This is a genomic window from Microbacterium neimengense (genome assembly GCF_054782995.1).
Window position 1 is genome coordinate 1,319,087 of record NZ_BAAGRK010000003.1, and the last position, 19,313, is coordinate 1,338,399.

Annotated in this window: 17 protein-coding genes; 10 read left to right on the forward strand and 7 right to left on the reverse strand. The window is 70.4% G+C overall.

The genetic code is table 11. From position 1 onward, the window contains the following. Positions 1 to 7 precede the first annotated feature (7 nt). Genes cofC through cofG form a run of 4 tightly spaced genes read right to left on the reverse strand, consistent with a single transcriptional unit; the run spans position 8 to position 5,551 of the window. Positions 8 to 631, reverse strand: a complete 624-nt coding sequence (gene cofC, locus ACYVJS_RS09215; protein ID WP_460739646.1) for a 2-phospho-L-lactate guanylyltransferase — start codon at positions 629 to 631, stop codon at positions 8 to 10. After that, positions 628 to 1,638 carry a glucose-6-phosphate dehydrogenase (coenzyme-F420) gene (gene fgd, locus ACYVJS_RS09220; protein WP_460739647.1) on the reverse strand — a complete coding sequence of 337 codons (1,011 nt, stop codon included), beginning with the start codon at positions 1,636 to 1,638 and terminating at the stop codon, positions 628 to 630. Before fgd ends, cofC begins: the two co-directional genes overlap by 4 nt. Next, on the reverse strand, positions 1,635 to 3,119 hold the full coding sequence (locus tag ACYVJS_RS09225) for a flavin-containing monooxygenase (RefSeq protein ID WP_460739648.1): 1,485 nt from the start codon (positions 3,117 to 3,119) through the stop codon (positions 1,635 to 1,637). The genes fgd and ACYVJS_RS09225 overlap by 4 nt, the downstream gene beginning before the upstream one ends. Beyond that, on the reverse strand, positions 3,116 to 5,551 hold the full coding sequence (cofG, locus tag ACYVJS_RS09230) for a 7,8-didemethyl-8-hydroxy-5-deazariboflavin synthase CofG (protein WP_460739649.1): 2,436 nt from the start codon (positions 5,549 to 5,551) through the stop codon (positions 3,116 to 3,118). Before cofG ends, ACYVJS_RS09225 begins: the two co-directional genes overlap by 4 nt. Before the next feature lie 114 nt (positions 5,552 to 5,665). On the opposite strand from cofG, the gene ACYVJS_RS09235 reads away from it, so the two are divergent. Next, on the forward strand, positions 5,666 to 6,058 hold the full coding sequence (locus tag ACYVJS_RS09235) for a hypothetical protein (protein ID WP_460739650.1): 393 nt from the start codon (positions 5,666 to 5,668) through the stop codon (positions 6,056 to 6,058). A gap of 101 nt (positions 6,059 to 6,159) precedes the next feature. Here ACYVJS_RS09235 and ACYVJS_RS09240 read toward each other — a convergent pair whose 3' ends face one another. Both ACYVJS_RS09240 and ACYVJS_RS09245 read right to left on the reverse strand, forming a co-directional pair. Further along, complete coding sequence (locus tag ACYVJS_RS09240; RefSeq protein ID WP_460739651.1) at positions 6,160 to 6,990, reverse strand: ABC transporter permease; 831 nt, start codon at positions 6,988 to 6,990, stop codon at positions 6,160 to 6,162. After that, a complete protein-coding gene (locus ACYVJS_RS09245) occupies positions 6,987 to 8,324 on the reverse strand; it encodes an ABC transporter ATP-binding protein (RefSeq protein ID WP_460739652.1) in 1,338 nt (445 codons plus the stop codon). The genes ACYVJS_RS09240 and ACYVJS_RS09245 overlap by 4 nt, the downstream gene beginning before the upstream one ends. A 115-nt stretch (positions 8,325 to 8,439) precedes the next feature. On the opposite strand from ACYVJS_RS09245, the gene ACYVJS_RS09250 reads away from it, so the two are divergent. From ACYVJS_RS09250 to ACYVJS_RS09265, 4 genes are all read left to right on the forward strand, one after another. Then, positions 8,440 to 9,498 carry an enoyl-CoA hydratase/isomerase family protein gene (locus tag ACYVJS_RS09250; RefSeq protein WP_460739653.1) on the forward strand — a complete coding sequence of 353 codons (1,059 nt, stop codon included), beginning with the start codon at positions 8,440 to 8,442 and terminating at the stop codon, positions 9,496 to 9,498. Positions 9,499 to 9,500: 2 nt separating this feature from the next. Then, entirely contained in the window at positions 9,501 to 10,325 is an 825-nt protein-coding gene (locus ACYVJS_RS09255; RefSeq protein WP_460739654.1) for an LssY C-terminal domain-containing protein, read from the forward strand. Then, entirely contained in the window at positions 10,322 to 10,840 is a 519-nt protein-coding gene (locus ACYVJS_RS09260; protein WP_460739655.1) for a hypothetical protein, read from the forward strand. The genes ACYVJS_RS09255 and ACYVJS_RS09260 overlap by 4 nt, the downstream gene beginning before the upstream one ends. A gap of 71 nt (positions 10,841 to 10,911) precedes the next feature. After that, a complete protein-coding gene (locus tag ACYVJS_RS09265; protein ID WP_460739656.1) occupies positions 10,912 to 11,838 on the forward strand; it encodes a J domain-containing protein in 927 nt (308 codons plus the stop codon). Positions 11,839 to 11,881: 43 nt separating this feature from the next. On the opposite strand, the gene ACYVJS_RS09270 is transcribed toward ACYVJS_RS09265, so the two are convergent. Beyond that, positions 11,882 to 12,880, reverse strand: a complete 999-nt coding sequence (locus ACYVJS_RS09270; RefSeq protein WP_460739657.1) for a LacI family DNA-binding transcriptional regulator — start codon at positions 12,878 to 12,880, stop codon at positions 11,882 to 11,884. A 207-nt stretch (positions 12,881 to 13,087) separates the two neighbouring features. Between ACYVJS_RS09270 and ACYVJS_RS09275 the strand changes: the two genes are divergently transcribed. The 5 genes from ACYVJS_RS09275 (at position 13,088) to ACYVJS_RS09295 (ending at position 19,306) form a co-directional block, all read left to right on the forward strand. Beyond that, the gene (locus tag ACYVJS_RS09275; RefSeq protein ID WP_460739658.1) at positions 13,088 to 14,245 is read left to right on the forward strand and encodes an ABC transporter permease; all 1,158 of its coding nucleotides are present in this window, start codon (positions 13,088 to 13,090) and stop codon (positions 14,243 to 14,245) included. Positions 14,246 to 14,247: 2 nt separating this feature from the next. Next, a complete protein-coding gene (locus tag ACYVJS_RS09280) occupies positions 14,248 to 15,195 on the forward strand; it encodes an ABC transporter permease (RefSeq protein ID WP_460739659.1) in 948 nt (315 codons plus the stop codon). A gap of 80 nt (positions 15,196 to 15,275) precedes the next feature. Then, positions 15,276 to 16,364: a BMP family ABC transporter substrate-binding protein gene (locus ACYVJS_RS09285; RefSeq protein WP_460739660.1), complete on the forward strand. Its 1,089-nt coding sequence runs from the start codon at positions 15,276 to 15,278 to the stop codon at positions 16,362 to 16,364. 57 nt (positions 16,365 to 16,421) lie between these two features. Beyond that, positions 16,422 to 17,978, forward strand: a complete 1,557-nt coding sequence (locus tag ACYVJS_RS09290) for an ABC transporter ATP-binding protein (protein WP_460739661.1) — start codon at positions 16,422 to 16,424, stop codon at positions 17,976 to 17,978. A gap of 5 nt (positions 17,979 to 17,983) precedes the next feature. Continuing rightward, on the forward strand, positions 17,984 to 19,306 hold the full coding sequence (locus ACYVJS_RS09295; RefSeq protein WP_460739662.1) for an amidohydrolase family protein: 1,323 nt from the start codon (positions 17,984 to 17,986) through the stop codon (positions 19,304 to 19,306). Positions 19,307 to 19,313: the final 7 nt, after the last annotated feature.

Here is a 19,313-nt window from a genome sequence, read left to right on the forward strand (position 1 = left end):
TGGCACGTTACGCCTCTCGGCGAGGGCCTCCCTGCGAAAGGGAGGTACCTGTGGAGAACCGAACGGATCGGGGCCCGAGACCCAACGCGGCGGCCTCAGCGAGCTGCGCCATCGTGTCGACATCGCGGCGCAGGGTCGACTCCTCCGGTACGTCCAGACGCACGCATCCGAGCGCCAGATGGCGCGCCAGGGAGTCCGCGCCGAACGCGCTCTCCCACGCCACTCCCACCCGTGCGGTGACGAGGGTCGAGCCGGTTCCCTCGGCGTCGGCGACCACGGCACGATCGACGGATGCGGCCGCATCCAGCGCTCTGCGCAGGTCGACGGGGCGGAGCGCCGGCAGGTCGCCCAGGAGCGCCGCGCGCGGCGCATCGGCTGCGGGCATGCCCAGGGCGATCGCCGCGTTGAGGCCGCGCGGTTCCGTCTCGGCGACCACCGTCACGCCGCTGATCGCGGCCGCATCCGCTGCCGTCCGCCGATCGGCCGTCACGACGACCACCCGCGCGACCGCGGCGGCCGCCGCCACTGTGTCGAGTCCGATCGCCCGCACCAGGTCGGCGCCAGCCCCCAGCCTCGACTTGCCGGATGCGGCCGCCTTCAGCGGCACGACGACCGTCCAGTCGAAGTTCACGCGAAGCGCGCGCGCAGACGCGGAAGGATCTCCTCGCCGTAGGTGCGCAGGAACTGCTCCTGATCCTCACCCGGATCGTGGAACACCAGGTGCCGGAAGCCGAGGTCGACGTAGCGGGCGATCTGCTCGACGTGCTCGTCAGGATCGGTCGAGACGATGAAGCGGGATGCGGCGCGCTCGATCGGCAGGTCCGCTGCCCGCCGCTGCATCTCGATCGGATCGTGGATGCCCATCTTCTCCTCGGCGCTGAGCGCGAGCGGAGCCCAGAAGCGCGTCTTCTCCAGCGCCGTCTCGCGGTCGGCGGCGTAGGAGACCTTGACCTCGATGAGGGTGTCGACGTCGTCGCTGGAGCGCCCCGCCTTCTCGATGCCCTCGGCGAGGGCGGGAAGCAGCGTGTCGGTGTAGAGCTTCGGGTCCTTGCCGCTCGTGGTGATGAAGCCGTCGGCGATGCGGCCGGCCAGACGTGTGGCCGCAGGCCCCGCCGCGCCGATGTAGATCGGCACGGGCGTCGTCGGGCGGTCGTAGACCGTCGCGTCGCTCACACTCCAGAAGTTGCCCTCGTACGTGACGCGCTCGCCCGCCCAGAGCTTCTCGATGAGGGTGATGGCTTCCTTGAGGCGCTGGAAGCGCTCGGGCGGGTCGGGCCAGTCAAGTCCGAGGGTCACCTCGTTGAGCGCCTCACCCGTGCCGACGCCCAGGATCACCCGACCCGGGAACATCACCCCGAGTGTCGCGAACGCCTGCGCCACGACGGCCGGGTGGTAGCGGAAGGTGGGCGTGAGCACACTCGTTCCCAGCAGCACCCGCGACGTGCGCGCTCCCACGGCGCCCAGCCAGGGCAGCGCCGCCGGGGCGTGGCCGCCCTCGTGCATCCACGGCTGGAAGTGGTCGGAGATGAAGACCGAGTCGAACCCGACCTCCTCCGCCAGCACGGCGAAGTCGGCGAGTCGATCGGGGGAGAACTGCTCGGCCGAGGCCTTGTAGCCCAGACGCAGGGGAACGGTCATGACTCTCCTCTCGCCCGCGACGCATCGCGGTGCAGCGGGGCCGGCAGGAACTCCGACCCGTCGGTGGAACCCAGCATGGCGCGGAACGCGTCGACGGTGTCGGGCCACAGCAGAGTGAGCCTGCCCGACCGTGCGTCGACGTACCAGTTGTCGCAGCCCCCGGTGAGCCAGGGACGGGATGCGGCCGCCGCATCGATGCGGGCGGTGTAGGCCACCTCCGCATCCGGACGGAGACGCAGAATGTCGTCGCCGGCGCGGTCGAGGCAGCGAGCCACGTACTCCGCCTGCGCCTCCAGCATCAGCAGCGACGAGTTGTGCCCGAGCGACGCGTTGGGGCCGTTGAGCACGAACAGGTTCGGGAAGCCCGCGACCACGGTGGAGGCGTACGAGGTCATCCCCTCGCCCCAGTGCTCGGCGAGCGTCTCGCCCTGCTCGCCCGTCACGAGCTGCGCGTACGGCTGCTCGGATGCGGCGAAGCCGGTCGCCAGCACGAGCATGTCGGCCAGGTAGCGGGCGCCGGATGCGGCGATCAGCTCGCCGTCGTCCACGCGCGCGAGCGCCGACGGCTCGAACGCGACCGCATCCGAGGCCACGGCCGGGTAGAACTCGTCCGACAGCAGCACACGCTTGCAGCCGAACGCGTAGTCCGGGGTCAGTGCACGGCGGAGCGCCGGGTCCGCCACCTGTGCGTCCAGATGGGCGAGCGCGACCGCGCGGGCGGCGCGCGCCGCATCCGCATCACCGGAGCGCGAGGCGAAGCGTTCCTCGCCCTCGCGGTACAGCTCGTCGCGCAGCCGCGCGAGCTCGTCCGGATGCTGGGCGAACCGGCGGCGGTCGGCCGCCGTGTAGTCCACGTCGCCGCGCGGCACGATCCAGGCCGGCGTGCGCTGGAACAGCACGACCTCGGCGCCCTGCGCGACGAGCGCGGGAACCAGCTGCACGGCGGAGGCGCCCGTGCCGACCACGGCGATGCGCCGGCCGGCGAGCGGGGCGGTGTGGTCCCAGCGCGCGGAGTGGAACAGTGGACCCTCGAAGCTCTCGAGTCCCGGGATGTCGGGGATCGACGGCTCCGTCAGCCGCCCGCACGCGAGCACGAGGCGGCGGGCGCTCACATCCTCGCCGCGTCCGGTCTCGACGAGCCAGCGCTCGCCGTCCCACGCCGCGGATTGCAGCGGCGTGTCCAGCAGCAGACGCTCGCCGAGCTGCTCGGCTTCCGCGATGTGCTGCAGGTAGCGGTGGATCTCGTCGCCGCGGGCGAACAGCCCCGACCAGTCGGGCCATGGGTGGTTCTCGAGGCCGTACAGGTGTGAGGGCACGTCGCACGCGACGCCGGGATACGTGTTGTCGCGCCAGGTGCCGCCGACCGAGCTGCCCCGGTCGAGCACGGCGAACGACTCGCGCCCGGCCCGCCGCAGCGCCGACGCCATCGCGAGCCCGCCGAAGCCCGCGCCGACGACCGCGACGTCGACCTCGCGCGTCATCGCACCGCCGCCTTCCGCTCGTCCGACGGCTCGCCGTAGACCGTGGTGCGCTGGCGCAGCGGGCGGAAGAGCCGCCGGGCGATCCGCGTCGCATCCGTGAGCGGAAGTTGGTTGCCCGCCTCGATCCCCGCTTCGGGGCGCACGCGGCCGTCGAGCAGCGTGCCGCCGAGGTCGTCGCCGCCCGCCTGCAGCAGTACGGCGCTCGTCTCGAGGCCGTGCCGCGTCCATGGGATCTGGACGTGCGGGATGCTGCCCGACAGGAACAGGCGTGCGACCGCCGCCATCGCGCGGTGCTCGTCGAGCGCCGATCGTCCCGCGACCAGGCCGATGCCGCCGGTGGGGCCGGGGAGGGGGATCGGCACGAACTCCGTGAACCCGCGCGTCTCGGACTGGATGCGGCGGAGGGTACCGAGGTGCGCGATGCGCTCCGCCGCGGTCTCGACGTGGCCGTAGAACAGCACGCTCGTCGAGCGGAGTCCGGCGCGGTGCGCGGCCGTGATGGTCTCGATCCAGCGGTCGATCTCGAGATCGCCGGGGGCGATGAGGCCGCGGACACGCTCCGACAGCACCTTCACGCCCGTGCCGGGAACGCTGTCGACACCCGCATCCCGCATCGCGGCGAGGGCCTCGTCGAGCGTGAGGCCGGTGCGGGCCGCGAGATCCTGCACATCCTGCGGACGGTAGGCGTGCAGGTGGATGCCGGGAGCTCCGGCGCGCGCGGCCCTCACGATGTCGAGGTACGCGGTCGGCGCCTCGTGCGGGTCGATCAGACCCTGGATGCACAGCTCCGTCGCGCCCAGGTCCCATGCGTCGGCGGCGATCGCCGCCGCATCCGCGAGGTCGAACTGCTCCGGCGTCTGCGCGCCCGCCGCGCGGAAGCCCGTCGAGGTGAGGTTGCGGTTGACGGCGATCGTGATCGCCTCGCCGACCGTATAGCGACGCACGTCGTCGGCGATGCGGGTGAGGTCGTCGAGGGCGGTTCCCGTCGCCTCGAGCAGCCGCTGCCATTCGGTATCGTCCAGCGCGAGCGGGTCCGCCGCCGCCCTCTCCGCCATCTCCCGCACGGCACCCGTGCCCGTGCCGCCGGTGCTCGCGCCGTCCGTCGTCCCGTGTTCGGGGGACTCTTCTTGGGGCTCGGAGCCCGCCGGGGCCGCGTTTCGGGTCCCTGGCACAGGAGGGGTGGTGCGGGCGAGGTGGGTGGCGGGGTCGGCGAGGGCAGCGACCGGGGCGTGCATCGCGGGGTCGAGCCACGTGTCGGGGTCGGCGAGGTACTCGGGATGCGCGGTCAGGCGCTCGCGAAGTCGGTAGCCGAGGGATGCGGTCGCCGCCGCCAGATCGTCGACGTGCGGCCACGGGCGCTCGGGGTTCACGTGGTCCGCGGTCAGCGGCGACACCCCGCCCCAGTCGTCGATCCCTGCGCCGACGAGCAGAGCGAACTCGGTCGGGTCGGACAGGTTCGGCGGCACCTGGATCCGCATCCGCGCGCCCATGACGAGCCGCGCGGCGGCGACGACGGTCGCGTACTCGAGCAGGTCCGCATCCGGGGCGTCCTGCATCGCAGTGCGCGGCTTCGCGCGGAAGTTCTGCACGATCACTTCCTGGATGTGGCCGTGCCGCTCCTCAGCATCGCGCAGCGCGATGAGGGACTCAGCCCGGTCGTGGGGGGTCTCGCCGATGCCGACCAGGATGCCGGTCGTGAACGGGATGCGGGCGGCTCCCGCGTCCTCGATCACCTGCAGCCGGAGCGCGGGATCCTTGTCGGGCGAGCCGAAGTGCGGCTGCCCGGGTGTCTCGAACAGTGCGCGGGAGGTCGTCTCGAGCATCATCCCCATCGACGGGGCGACCGGGCGGAGCTGATCGAGCTCGTGCGCGTGCATGACCCCCGGGTTCAGGTGCGCGAGCAGGCCGGTCTCGGCCGTGACGAGGCGGGCGATCGCGGCGACGTAGTCGAGCGTGGATGCGTACCCGTGCTCGTCGAGCCAGGCGCGCGCCTCGGGCCAGCGATCCTCCGGGCGGTCGCCGAGGGTCAACAGCACCTCTTTGCACCCGAGCGCCGCGCCCTGACGCACGACCTGCAGCACCTGCTCCGGCGACATGTAGGCGGGCTTGTTCTTCTTCAGCAGCTGGCCCGGAGTGTCGACGAAGATGCAGTAGTGGCACCGGTCGCGGCAGAGGGTCGTCAGCGGCACGAAGACCTTGCGCGAGTAGGTGATGACGCCGGGGCGCCCCGAGAGAGCGAGGCCCTCATCGCGCAGAGCGGATGCGGCGGCGAACAGGAGATCGCGGTCGACGCCGTCGGCGGTGACGAGGGCGAGTACCTCATCCACGCTCAGTCGCGCGCCCGCGCGGGCGCGGTCGATCACGTGGGCGACGAGCACGGGAGCCGTCTCGGGCCCCACATCTGACCGGAGGTCGGTACGAGGCGTGGGCACCGCTACAGTCTTCCACCGCCGTACGGGGTCGGGGTCGCACGAGGCTGGCGGATCGTTGTCCGTCTGTGAGCAAATTCGCTGCCGCCGTCGGAGCGTCGCTGGCAGACTGGGATCATGGTGACGCTCATGCTCGACTCGGGACACCTCGAGATCGTGCTGTCGGGCGCCGAGAAGGCGCTGGCATTCCGCAGGCGGAATGTGACGCTCGACCGCGCCGCGATCTCGCGGGTGCAGCTGACCGACGACCCGTGGACATGGCTGCGCGGTGTCCGCTCGCCCGGTACGTTCATCCCCGCGACCCTCGCTATCGGCACGTGGCGGTACGCCGGCGGCAAGGACTTCGCCGTCATCCGCAAGAACCGCCCCGGCGTGGTCATCGACATCGAGGGCGACACCGAGTTCCAGCGGCTGGTGCTCGGCACCCGGCACGGCGAGGCGCTCGTGCGCGCGCTCCGCGTCGACGCGGGCGACGACCCGACCGACGTCGTCGAGCTCGCGTCCAGCTGAGCGCGGCGCCCGCTCGCATCCGCCGAGCGACGCTCATTCGCGCGTAAGGGAGCGCACGGGAGGGCCGGCAAGAGGATGCGGGCCGCCCCGCCGGGCGCGGGTCAGCCGACGTCGCGGCGCCAGCTGGCGAAGTAACCGAGCACGGTGAACAACAGGCCGTAGGCGAGCAGCACGAGGCCGCCGACCCACCACTCCAGCGGCTGGCCCGCATCCCCTCCCGCGCTGGCTGAGAACAAGCTCGCGCCGACGAGGGTGTCGCTCGCGGCGCCCGGCAGGAACCGCGCGACGTCGCTCAGACCCGAGACGAAGGCGCCGCCGAAGCGCAGCAGGGGCTCGATGAACTGCGTGAAGGCCAGCACGATCACGATCGCCGCGACCTGATTGCGCACCACGAGACCCACGCCGATGCCGACCACGACCCACAGCACGAAGGCGATCACGATGCGTCCCAACATCGCCCACGTGTCCGAGGAATCGAGGCCCGTGTGCTGCCCGAACCCGGCCAGGATGCCGGCGGCGGGGCCGACGGTGACGATCAGCGCCAGGGCGGCGTAGACCAGGCCCATCACGGCGCCGGCCAGGACCTTCGCCGTGAGGACCCGTCCGCGCTTCGGAGTGGTGAGGAAGGTGGGGGTGAGCGTGTTGTGGCGGAACTCCCCGGTGACGAGCAGTGTGCCGATCAGCAGCGGGAACACGTATCCGACGGATGCGGCGAGGCTGTAGATCAGGGCGCTGACGTCGCCCGGTACGCCCGTCGCCGTGAGGCCGCCGCCGCTCGAGGGCAGGGCGCCGCTCGCGGCCAGCGCGAACACCACGGACAGGCCTGCCGCGGTGAACCCGACGTAACCGGCGAGGACGATACCGAGGATCCACCAGATCGAGGTGGTGAACTGCTTGGTCAGCTCGGAGCGGGTGACGTTCGCAAGGCTCATGCCCGGCCCCCTTCCTCGCGGTGGTCTGCTTCCGGATGCGGCTCGACCTCATCCATCGGCTCGGTGATCTGGATGGCCTCGGTCGGCGCGGGATCTGCGTCGGAGGCCTCGCCTTCCGCCGGCTCGGAGTCGGATGCGCGAGCCTCGGCGCTCTCAACGGCGGGCGCGGGATCATCGGCGGCAGCACCCTGCTGCTCGTCCGGCGCCGCGGTCTCCTCGACCGGCGCGGTCTGATCGGCGGGGGCGATCTCGGAGGCAGCGGCGGCATCCTCACGAGCGGCCTCGGCGGCGCCCTCGGGAACGGGCGTGTCCAGCGGCACCTCCACATCGGGCGCCTCGGTGATCTCCGACGTCTCCGGGGCGGGATCGTTCTCGGGCGCGAGCGGGGCTTCTTCGTCGACCGCGGGGATGGCCGCGACCTCGCCCACCGGCGGGTGCACCCGTGTGCCGTCGACCAGGGCGAGGAAGATCTCCTCGAGCTCGGGGCCGCGGCGCTGCAGACCCGACAGCGCGATGCCGGATGCGGCGGCGAGTGCGCCGACCTCGACGGGCTCCGCTCCCCGCACCGTGAGCCCCGAGCGCAACACCTCGAACGAGTGCCCGGCGCCAGTGAGTGCGGCCTCGAGGGCGGCGCGATCGGGGGCATCGACGACCGTCGCGTACTCGTCGGGGTCGGCGAGGTCTTCGATGCCGCCGTCGAACACGAGACGTCCGCGGGCGAGGATCAGCAGGCGATCCGCGGTCTGCTGGATCTCCATGAGCAGGTGCGAGGAGACGAGCACCGTCCGGCCTTCGTCGGCGAAGGCGCGCAGCAGCATCCGCATCCACTTGATGCCTTCGGGATCGAGTCCGTTGGAGGGCTCGTCGAGCACGAGCACGCCCGGGTCGCCGAGAAGCGCCGTCGCCAGGCCCAGCCGCTGGCGCATGCCGAGCGAGTAGCCGCCGACCTTGCGTCCGGCGGCGTCGGAGAGGCCGACGAGTGCGAGCGTCTCGTCGATGCGGCCGGTCGGCAGCCCCGCCGCCTGGGCGTAGACCTTCAGGTGGTTGGCCCCGCTGCGGCCGGGGTGGAAACTCGACGCTTCGAGCGCGGCGCCGACGGTGCGCAGCGGATGGCGCAGTTCGCTGTAGTGCGATCCGCCGATCGTCGTCGTGCCGGAAGTAGGCCGGACGAGCCCCAGCAGCATGCGCAGCGAGGTGGTCTTACCGGCGCCGTTCGGGCCGAGGAATCCGGTCACGAGGCCGGGTTCGATACGCGCGCTCAACCGGGAGACGGCGTCGATCGCGCCGAATCTCTTGGTGACCTCGGAGAACTCCAGGATCTGGCCGTCGGGCATGGGAACCTCCGTCAAGGTCAGAACGTTTCTCCATTCTGGCGGAAATCCGCGGAGAATCGGGGATCGACTCTCGCCCATCCCGTGGCGGCGCTCCTGCGGCGCTAACGTGGCGGGCATGAGCGGTGCGGATGCGACGGTGCTGGTGCGGTCGGATCAGGGGGTGGGGCGGCTGACGCTCAACCGTCCGCGCGCGCTCAACGCGGTCGACATCGAGATGGTGCGCCGGCTCGCCGCGGCCCTGGACGCGTGGGAGCACGACGCCGATGTCGAGGTCGTGCTGCTCGACGGTGCGGGCGAGCGCGGCTTCTGCGCGGGCGGCGACGTGCGTCTGCTGCGCGAGCAGGCGATGAGCTCCGACGCGGAGCGCGCCGCCGACTTCTTCCTCGCGGAGTATGCGCTGAACGCCCGTCTCGCCGAGTATCCGAAGCCGGTCGTGACGATCGCCGACGGGATCACGATGGGCGGCGGCGTGGGGCTCGCCTCGCACGCCGGGCACCGCGTGGTCACCGAGCGCTCGCAGCTGGCGATGCCCGAGACCCGCATCGGGTTCACTCCCGACGTCGGGGGCACCTGGCTGCTCGCCCACGCCCCCGGGCGCATCGGCGAGTACCTCGCGCTGACCGGCGGCGCGATGGATGCGTCCGACGCGATCTACGCGGGATTCGCCGATCACCTCGTTCCCGCCGACCGCATCGACGCCTTCCGTGACGCACTCGAGACCCGCGCGGATCCGCAGGGGCCGGCCGAGTTGGTGCTCCTGTTCGACGAGACGCCGGAGACCTCCCGCCTCGAGAAGGCGAGGCCCTGGATCGACGACGCGTTCTCCGCCGATTCGGTGACGGAGATCCTCGCGCGGCTGCGGGCGCATCTCGACCCGGATGCGGTCGCCACCGCCGAACTGATCGCCTCGCTCTCACCCACCGCGCTGACCGTGACGCTCGCCGCCGTGCGGCGCGCACGGCGCAGACAGTCGCTCCGGGAAGTCCTGGAGCAGGAGTACGGGCTCGTGATGTGGTTCGCTCTCACCCAGCCCGACCTCGTCGAGGGCATCCGCGCCCAGCTCGTGGACAAGGACCGGTCCCCGCGCTGGCATCCTGCCTCGCTCGACGACCTCGATCCCGGTCTCATCGACCAGGCGTTCGCCTTCCGACCTCCGCGGGCGCTCTGGAGCTGATCGTGGCTGCGCGGGAGAAGCGGAAGCGCCGGGCCTACTCGATCGGCGTCGCGCTCGATGGCTTCTTCTTCGTCTTCGCCGGCCTCGCCTCGATCTGGCTCGCCTACCTGAGCTTCACCGAGACCTTCCGCGTCGGATGGTGGGGCATCCCGCTCGCGATCGCGTTCTGGGTTCTCCTGGCCTACCTCGTGCTGCCCAGGCTGCACCGCATCCTGACGATGATCTACGTGCCCGACTACTTCATCGGCCGCACACGCACGAGCGACGGACTGCTCGGCGACCCCGTCAACCTCGCATTCATGGGCAGTGCCGAGCAGATCGAGGAGGCGCTGCGTCGCGCCGGCTGGACGAAGGCCGATCCTGTGACCCTCGCCTCGTCCCGGCGCATCATCACGTCGACCCTGACCAGGCGCAGCTACGACGAGGCCCCCGTCAGCCCGCTGTTCCTGTTCTCGCGTCAGCAGGACTTCGCCTACCAGCAGGAGGTGGACGGCAACCCCGCACAGCGGCACCACGTGCGCTTCTGGCGATGCCCCGACGACTGGCTGCTGCCGGGCGGGCGCCGGGTGGACTGGCTGGCCGCCGGCACCTTCGACACCGCTGTCGGACTGTCGCTGTTCACGCTGCAGGTCACCCATCGCATCGATGCCGACACCGACATCGAGCGCGACCACATCGTGCAGACGGTGACCGCGGCGGAGCCTCGCGTGAGGGTCGACGTGATCGCCGACTTCTCCACCGGCTATCACGCCCGCAACGGCGGCGGCGACAGCATCCGCACCGACGGCGACCTGCCGATCGTGGACGTGCGGGAGGTGACGGCATGAGCGAGAGGGTCCCCCGCAAGCGGGCGGCGTTCGAGTCCCCGGCCCGCCTCGCTCGCCCGCTGGCCTACGACCCGCAGATGCCCCGCCCCGCCGCGACCGTAGCCGGAGGGCTCCTCGTGCTGCTGCGCGTGCTTGCGGGCGTGTTCTGGCTGCTGGCGATCACCCTCGAGTGGCGTCAGATCGTACATGAGGCGTCGGTCGTGATCGACGGTGTGCCGCTGAGCGAAGAGGAGCGGGCCCTCGGGCTGGGGTTCGTGTGGGCCGTGGGCGGCGCCGTTCTGCTGTTCGACACGGTCATGGCGATCTTCGTCCTGCGCGGCGGCAACCGCTCACGAGTCACCGTGCTCGTCTTCTCGGTGCTCTCGATCAGCTTCGCCTTCTCGACCTGGTGGGTGCAGGGGCAGGACATCCGCATCAGCGGCACGCTGTTGAACCTCGGCCTCGACATCCTGGTGCTGCTCGCGCTGTCGAGTCGCAAGGCCGCCGCCTACGCGCGACGAAACGAACGCCGCTGAGCTCACGGCACCCGAACAGGCGCGGGCCGGTAGCCTGGACGCTGCCGTGCGGCAGGTGAAAGCGAGGCGGCGTGTTCGACAGTCCCCTCTCCGCATCCGCGTACGACATCCTCCAGGTCGCGTCCGATGCCGACGACGAGACCCTTCGGCGTGCGTTCCGGGTGCGCCTGCGCGAGACGCATCCCGACACCGGCGGCGACGCCGTGCGCTTCGTCGAGGTGCAGCGCGCGTGGGAGCTCGTGGGCACGCCCGAGGCCCGAGCGGCCTACGACCGCGGCCGGGGTGCGGTGAGCGCGGCACCCGAGGCGGAGGGCGCGTGGACCCCGCCGCGCGCGCGGCAGGACACCCGCCCGCGCGCCCGGTCGGCGGGTCACCCCGGCGGATGGCGACGCGAACGGTATCTCACTCTCATCCGCGAGTGGGTGGGGCGCGGTACCGAGGTGCCCGATCCTTACGACGCGCAGCTGGTGCGCTCCGCGCCGCGCGATATCCGGCGCCTTCTGGCGGACGCGCTCGCCGAGGAGGCGACCGCGCGCATCGTCGCCGACCTCGGCATGGGCTACAGCGTCTGGCACGACGTCGCCGCATCCGGTCGCGGCGGCGACCTCGACGAGAAGCTCGACCACATCGTGCTCGGCCCGAGCGGCCTGTACGGGGTGCTCTCGGAGGACTTCGGCGGACCTGTCGGCTTCCGCCGCGGCGAGATCATCGGCCCGGCCGTCGTCGGCGCTCCCGTCAGCGACCTGCTCTCGCGGATGCGGGTCGTCGCCCGCGCGGCGCGGGTGCGCTTCAGCGGCGCCATCGTCGTGCTGCCCGACAACGACCTCGCCCAGCAGATCACCGAGCTCGGCGCCGTGCGCGGCACGCCCGTCGTCGTCGCCGGCCGCTCCGCGCTGGCCACCGTGCTGCGTCGCGGCGTGACCGGCGCGCGCGACATCGGCGGCAACGAGGTGTTCGACGTGCGCACGCGCCTCGACGCCACCGTGCGCTTCGTCTGATCGCACGTCGGGTGTCGCTCTCGAACGGGATCGACGGCGCGCCTCAGCTCGGTGGCGGCGCGGTCGTGTCGCGCACGACCACCTCCACCTCGATGAAGATCTTCTCGCCGCTCAGCGGGGCGGACGACCGAGAGGTGATCCTGTCCAGCAGCAGATCGGCGGCCTGCTTGCCGACCGACACGACGTCCTGGCGGACCGTGGTCAGGCCCGCGTACTTCGCTGTCGGGATGTCGTCGAAGCCGACGACCGAGCAGTCCTGGGGCACGCGGATGCCCTCCTCGCGGAGGCGGCGGATGGCTCCGAGCGCCTGGTCGTCGTTGGCGGCGGCGATGCAGGTGAAGGCGACCCCGTTCGCGAGCGCCTGCCCTGTCAGCTCGTAACCGGAGCGTTCCGTGAAATCGCCCTGCAGAGTCAGTGCCTGCGGGAAGGACTCGCTGACTCCGGCTGCTCGCGCGGGAGAGGAGCCGAGGTCTGCAGGGCCGCGGAGCACGAGGATTCGTTGATGGCCCAGCTCGGTGAGATGGGCGCCCACCAGTCGGCCCCCCGCGACGTTGTCGGATGTCACCGCCGGAATGTCGCTGCCGGGGAGGTCCTCGTCGGCCAGGACGACTGGGAAGTCGGCCGCGAGTGCGGGTACGAGGGCGTCGGTGCGGGGGGAACCGGGAACATAGACGACCCCGTCGAGGGTGGCGTTGCGAAGGAGATCGACGAATCGAGGCGTGCCGCTGTCTGCTCCGCGCGTGCTGCACAGGATCATGCCGACCCCGCGCGTGGCCGCTGCTGCCTCCAAGCCTGCCGCGACACCGCTGAAGTACGACATGGACAAGTCGGGGACGATGAAGCCGATGAGGCCGCTGTCCCCGGACTTCAGCTGCCGCGCGGCCGCGGCCGGGACATAGCCGTGGCGATCGATCACGGCCCTGATGCGGTCGGCGGTACGGGCATTGACGGGCCGCTTGCCCGACAGCACATGAGAGACCGTCGTGACGCTGACTCCGGCGATGGCCGCGATCTCCTGCATCGTCGCTCTCTTGGTGCTCACGCGATCAGTATGCCGCACAGGTTCCATGCAAGTCTTTTTGCATCACAGCTTTCGAAATGAGGAAAACGAGCGCGGATGTTTCCCGGGGGTTTCGCGTCCTGAAAATCTCGATTTCTGAGCCGGATTCGCACTGTCGAGATGTCTAGGCTCAACTTCCACCGACCCCGTGCGGAGTCTTAGCAAATCGTTTTGTGTTGCGGGAGTGCAATGAGAGATATCGACCTGGCCCAGGCCGCCCAGCGCGTCGCCGTGCCCGTGAGTGCGGTGATCCTGGCTCTGGTCGTCGGCGGCGTGCTCATCGCGGCCTCCGGGCAGTCGCCGTGGGACGCCTTGGGTGCGGTGTACCAGTCCGCGTTCACGTGTTCCGCGAACTTCTGCAACATCGCCAACGTGCTCACCACGGCCGCGCCGCTGATCATGACCACGCTGGGCGCCGTCATGGTGCTACGGGCCGGGCTGTTCAGCATCGGGCAGGAAGGGCAGTACGCGCTCGGGGGCCTTGCCGCGGTGTGCGTGGGGACGATGATCCACCTGCCCGCGGGAGTGCACGCCGGCGTCGCGCTCGCGGGCGGCGCCGTCGCCGGTGCGCTGGTCGGGATCGTGCCCGCGCTGTTCCGGGTCTTCCTTGGTGCGAACGAACTGATCGTCAGCATCATCGTCAACTCGATGGTCGCCCTGTTGATGTCGTACCTGGTCAACTACCCGCTCCGTGACACGGGGAGTAGTGCGTCCTACACCGCTCAGGTCGACGAGACCGCACGACTGGCGATCTTCGATCCGTCCACGAAGCTCGGCATGAACATCGTGATCGCGGTGGCTTTCGTCGTCCTCGTGTGGATCTACATGTCGCGCACGACATGGGGCTACGAGCAGCGTATGGCCGGCGAGGCACCGCTTTTCGCCCGGTACACCGGCATGCGCACTCGGATGGCCGTCATCCGGGCCGCGGCTTTGGGCGGAGCCCTCGCCGGGATCGGCGGCGGCTTGCAGGTGCTGGGCATGAACTACCGCGTCATCGACGGGTTCATGGACGGTACGGGCTTCAACGGCCTCACGGCGGCGATCCTGGGCGGCACGACGGTGATCGGCGGCGCGATCGCGGCCTTCCTCTTCTCGGGCATCACCGTGGGCGCGATCAACGGGTTGCAGATCCTGCTCGGGATCCCACGCGAGATCGGTGCCGTCATCCTCGCTCTGATGATCGTGCTCGTCGCGGTCCAGGCGCCGCTGGCCACCCGGATCGAGCTGTGGCGCAACAAGCGCCGCGGCGCTGCGGAACTCGCTCGTCGCACCGGCGACGGCGAGCCTCCGATGGCTTCGCCGAGTGCGATGCAGGGCACCGCGACCGAGCGAGGAGCGCACTGACGATGGACTTCCTCACCACCTTCTTCACCTCGGAGATGATCCACAACGGCGTCCGCCTCGGGACGCCCATCCTGCTGGGAGCGATCGCCTCGGCGCTCAGCTCGCGCGCGGGCGTTCTGAACCTCGCCATCGAGGCGAAGATGCTCGTAGGCGCTTTCACGGGACTGCTCGCGCTGAACGCCACGCAATCCGCTCCGCTTGCGCTCCTGATCGCTGCGGCTGCCGGCGCGCTCACCGGGCTCCTGATGGCGTGGGCTCACCGCCTCGGCGTCGATCTGGTCGTGTTCGCGATCGGACTCAACATGCTGCTGCTCGCGCTGTCGGTCTACCTCATGCGCGTGCTCTTCGGCGGCACGGGGGTCTGGAAACCCGACGTGCAGACCCTTCCCGACATCACCATCCCCGTCATCCAGGACATCCCCGTGCTCGGCGCCTTCCTGTCCGGTTACAACGCCCTCGTCTACCTCGCGCTTGTGCTCGCCGTCCTCTACGGACTCCTCTTCCGCCTGCGTTCCGGGCGTCACCTCCTCGCGGTCGGTGCGGCGCCCAAGGCCGCGGCATCGGCGGGTATCTCGGTTCCGAAGGTGCAGACCTGGAGTCTGATCGGCGCCGGAGCCCTCGCGGCGCTCGGCGGCGCATTCCTGACCGTCGGGGAACTGGGCCTGTTCGCCCGCGACATGACGGACGGCGCCGGGTGGATCGCCATCACCGCGGCGCTGCTCGCGGTGAACCGTCCGCTGTTCCTCGTTCCGGCTGCGATGCTCTTCGGGTTCTCGGATGCGGTCGCCATCCGCCTGCAGAGCACGAGCGACCTCCCCAACTCCGTCGTCCAGCTCATTCCGATGGTCGCGACCCTCACGGTGCTCGGTCTGGTCGGGTATCGGGGTCTGCGCTCGTCGCGCACAGTCGGCCGTCCGATCCGAAGGCGTCGCAGTCGCGTCGCGGCCTGACCTGCGCAGACGTCGCGCGAACCCGACCTCACACCCGAACCCGTCCCGTCCGAACCCCAACCCAGACCAGGAGCCCGACCATGCACACGACCTCGCGACACCGCACTCTCGCTGTTGCCGCCGCCCTGACCGCGGCAGCAACGCTCGCCCTGACCGCCTGCAGCTCGGGTGGATCGGCGCCCGCAACCTCCTCCGGGAGCGACTACAGCGCCGTGCTGGTGGGCGGTGTGGCCGGCGACCTGTCCTACACCGACTCGGCGCTGAGCGGCCTCGCCGAAGCCGCGGACACCCTCGGCGTGAGCACCAAGCACATCGAGGCCCCCGACCCGTCGCAGGGCGAGACGCTTCTGCGTTCCGCGATTCAGACCTCGCCGGACCTCGTGATGTCGATCACGCTGCCGCTGGATACCGTCATCTCCATCGCCGAGCAGTACCCCGACCAGAAGATCGGCATGCCGGACCAGTCGGCGGACGGCGCGGATCTGCCCGACAACCTCGAGCTCTACACGATCAACACACACGAGGGCAGCTTCCTCGCAGGACTCGTCGCGGGGACGATGACCACGACCAAGAAGGTCGGCGCAGTGGTGGGTGGCGAATCTCCCGCCCTCAACCAGTTCGCATGGGCCTACGAGCAGGGTGTGAAGACCGCATGCGCCGATTGCTCGGTGCAGCTGAGCTACCTGAACTTCGTCTTCAACGATCCCGCGCTGGGCAAGTCGACCGCGCTCGACATGCACTCCGACGGCGTTGACGTCATTTACCAGGTCGCCGGCGGCACCGGAACCGGGGTCATCGAGGCGGCGAAAGAGCAGGGCTTCTTCGCCATCGGCGTCGACAGCGACCAGGATTCCGTGGCACCCGGCACCGTCATCACCTCGATGATGAAGCACGTGGACGCCAACGTCCTCAAGATGATCTCCGAGGCCAAGGCCGGCGATTTCACCTCCGGTGCGAAGCTCGTCGGCCTCGCTGATGGGGCCACTGGCCTGTCGTGGGACGAGGGATCCACCGTGTTCGCCGACGCGCACCCGGAGCTGAAGACTCAGATCGACGCGGCGAAGGCCTCGGTGGAGGAGTACAAGGGGAAGATCCTCGACGGCTCGTTCGCCGTCTGCGACGCGCTGAACGACCCCGACGCGGCCGCCTGCGCTCCGTTCAAGAAGTGACCCGGTGACGGGCGTCGCCCCGGGGGCGGCGCCCGTCCCTACCGAAGGGCTCGACACATGATTGCGTTCCTGCGCTTGGAAGGCCTGCGCAAGTACTTCGCCTCGACCGGCGTGCTCGCCGTCGCCGATGTGTCGCTGGACGTCGGACGCGGCGAGGTCGTCGCCCTCGTCGGCGAGAACGGCACGGGGAAGACGACGCTGATGAACCTGCTGTTCGGCGCATTCCCCGCGGACGCGGGCCGCATCCTCATCGACGGTGAGGAAGTGTCCATCAGGAGCGTGCAGGATGCCCTGGACCACGGCATCGGCATGGTGCAGCAGCACTTCGCGCTCGTCGACTCGTTCACGGTCGCCCAGAACGTCACCCTCGGACGAGAGCCCGTCACCCGCGGGCTCGTCGACGACGCCGCAGCCGAGCGGGAGGTGCGTGAACTCTCCCAGCGTCTGGGATTCCCGATCGATCCCGCGGAGCTCGTCGCCGCGCTTCCCATCGGGTTGCAGCAGCGCGTCGAGATCCTCAAGGCGCTCGCCGGCGACACGCGCCTGCTCATCCTGGACGAACCGACCGCGGTGCTCACCCCCGCCGAGGCTCAGGAGCTCATCGCCGCGGTGCGCCATCTCGCCTCGCTCGGCACATCGGTCGTCTTCATCAGCCATAAGCTTCCCGAGGTCCTTGCCGTCGCCGACCGCGTGGTCGTCATGCGGCGTGGACAGATCGTGGGGGAACTTCCCGCCGCCGAGGCATCCCCGGCCGTCATCGCGAGGATGATGGTCGGCCGCGACGTCCTGCTCGAAGCCGACATCGACGAGGTGGAGGCGGGCGAACCGGTTCTGGAGGTGCACGGCGTCACCGCCGCGCAGATCAGCGCCGGCGACGCCGGCCTGGAGAGCCTCTCGCTCACCGTCCGGTCCGGCCGCATCGTCGGGGTGGCGGGCGTCAGCGGCAACGGCCAGGGAAGTCTCGTGGATGTGATCACGGGGATGCGCAAGGCCCCGAGCGGGCGGGTGCGCATCGGCGGCGTCGACACGACGAATCGAGGCCCCCGCGCGACCCGTGCCGCCGGTCTGGCGCATATCGCCGAGGACCGGATGTCGATGGGGCTCAACCGCACCGCGACGTTGGAGGAGAACGCGATCGCGGACTCCTATCGCTCGAGACGTTTCTCGCGTTTCGGCGTTCTGCGCATGCGGGCGATGGGGGAGTTCGCCTCTCGGATCATCGCCGACTACGTCGTCCGCGGTGGCGCCCCGCACCGTTCGGTGGGCAACCTCTCCGGCGGCAACATGCAGAAGGTCGTCATCGGACGCGAACTCGGTGGCGAGCCGAAGGTCGTCATCGCGAATCAGCCCACGCGAGGTCTCGACGTCGGCAGCATCGAGTTCGTCCACCGCGCACTCCTCGAGGCACGTGCCCGGGGAGCAGGCATCCTGCTCGTATCCGCCGAGCTCGAGGAGATCATGTCCCTCTCCGATGAGATCGTCGTGCTCTACAACGGCAGGCTCGCCGGTCCCTTCCCTCGTGGCGCCCTGACGAATTTCGAGATCGGTGCGCTCATGGCTGGACACGATCCTGCGGATGCGGCCGAGGCTCAGCTCATCCCGGAGGAGAGGTGACATCGATGGCTCGGCAGATCCTGGTCGCCGACCACGTGGTCGTGGGAGACGAGGCGGGCACCGTGCTCGAGCCCGGAATCGTCGTCGTGGCGGACGGGCGCATCACGGAGGTCTCAGCGTGTGTCGGGCCGAGACCGCGCGGAGAGGACGTCGTCGATCTGGGGCGCAGCGTTCTGCTCCCCGGACTCGTCAACGCGCACGCGCACACGCCGATGTACCTTCTCCGCGGAGTCAGCGAAGGGCACTCCCTGCTGACGTGGGAGGGCTGGCTCGGAGCCATACGGTCGCGCGAAGAGCATCTGACTCCCGACCTGCTGCCCGCCGCCACCCGTGTCGGGTGCGCGGAGTTGATCGGCAGCGGGACGACGGCGTTCGCGGACCAGTATCTGTTCGCCGAGGCGTATCTCCCCGAGATCGAGGCTTCGGGCCTGCGTGCGCGCGTGGCCTACGGAATCGTCGACCTCGGCGACGACGCCCGGGCGCAGGCATCGCTCGCCGCGGCAGCCGACTTCGTTGCTCGGAACCAGGAGCACCCGGTCGTGAAGGGGTGGGTGGGGCCTCACGCGTTCTTCGTCGACAACCGTGTCGAGACGATCGAGAGCGAGCTAGCCATCGCGCGCCGGCACGGCGCCGGCCTGCACGCCCACTACGCCACCTCCACCGAGGAGGACGACGTGTGCACGGAGCGCTTCGGGCGCGGCGCACTGACGCAGCTTTCTCGTATGGGAGTCCTGGAGGTACCGGTGATTCTTGCGCACGCGAACAGGATCCGCGTCGACGAGCTCGGCGTGATCGCAAGCACGGGGGCGACCATCGCCGTCGCCGCCTCGGTCGCGATGATCTCGGGAGCAGCAGCGCCGCCGGTGCGCGAGGCGATGGACGCCGGCGTCAACGTCGCCATCGGCACCGACAACGTCTGCGGAAACAACAACTCCGACATGTTCGAGGAGATGCGCACGCTCGGCAAGCTCGCCGCCTTCGTCGCGCAGACGCCCGACACCATCACCGCTCGGGAGATCCTGACTCTGGCGACCGTGAACGGACACCGTGCGCTGGGGGGAGGGCCGGACGACGGTCGTCTGGTGCCGGGAGCGGTCGCGGACCTGATTGCCCTTCCCGTTGCGGCGCTGCACCGCGGGCCGACGGGCGCACAGTCGGTGCACTCGGCGCTGGTTTACGGCGCATCGGGTTTCGATACCAGCCACGTCATGACCGCAGGTCGTTTCCTGAAGCGCGACGGGGAGCTGACCACGATCGACCTCGATGCCGCGATGGCCCAGCGCCAGGCGGACTTCGACACCCTCGCGGCCCGCATCGCGGCTCGCTGAGAGCGGA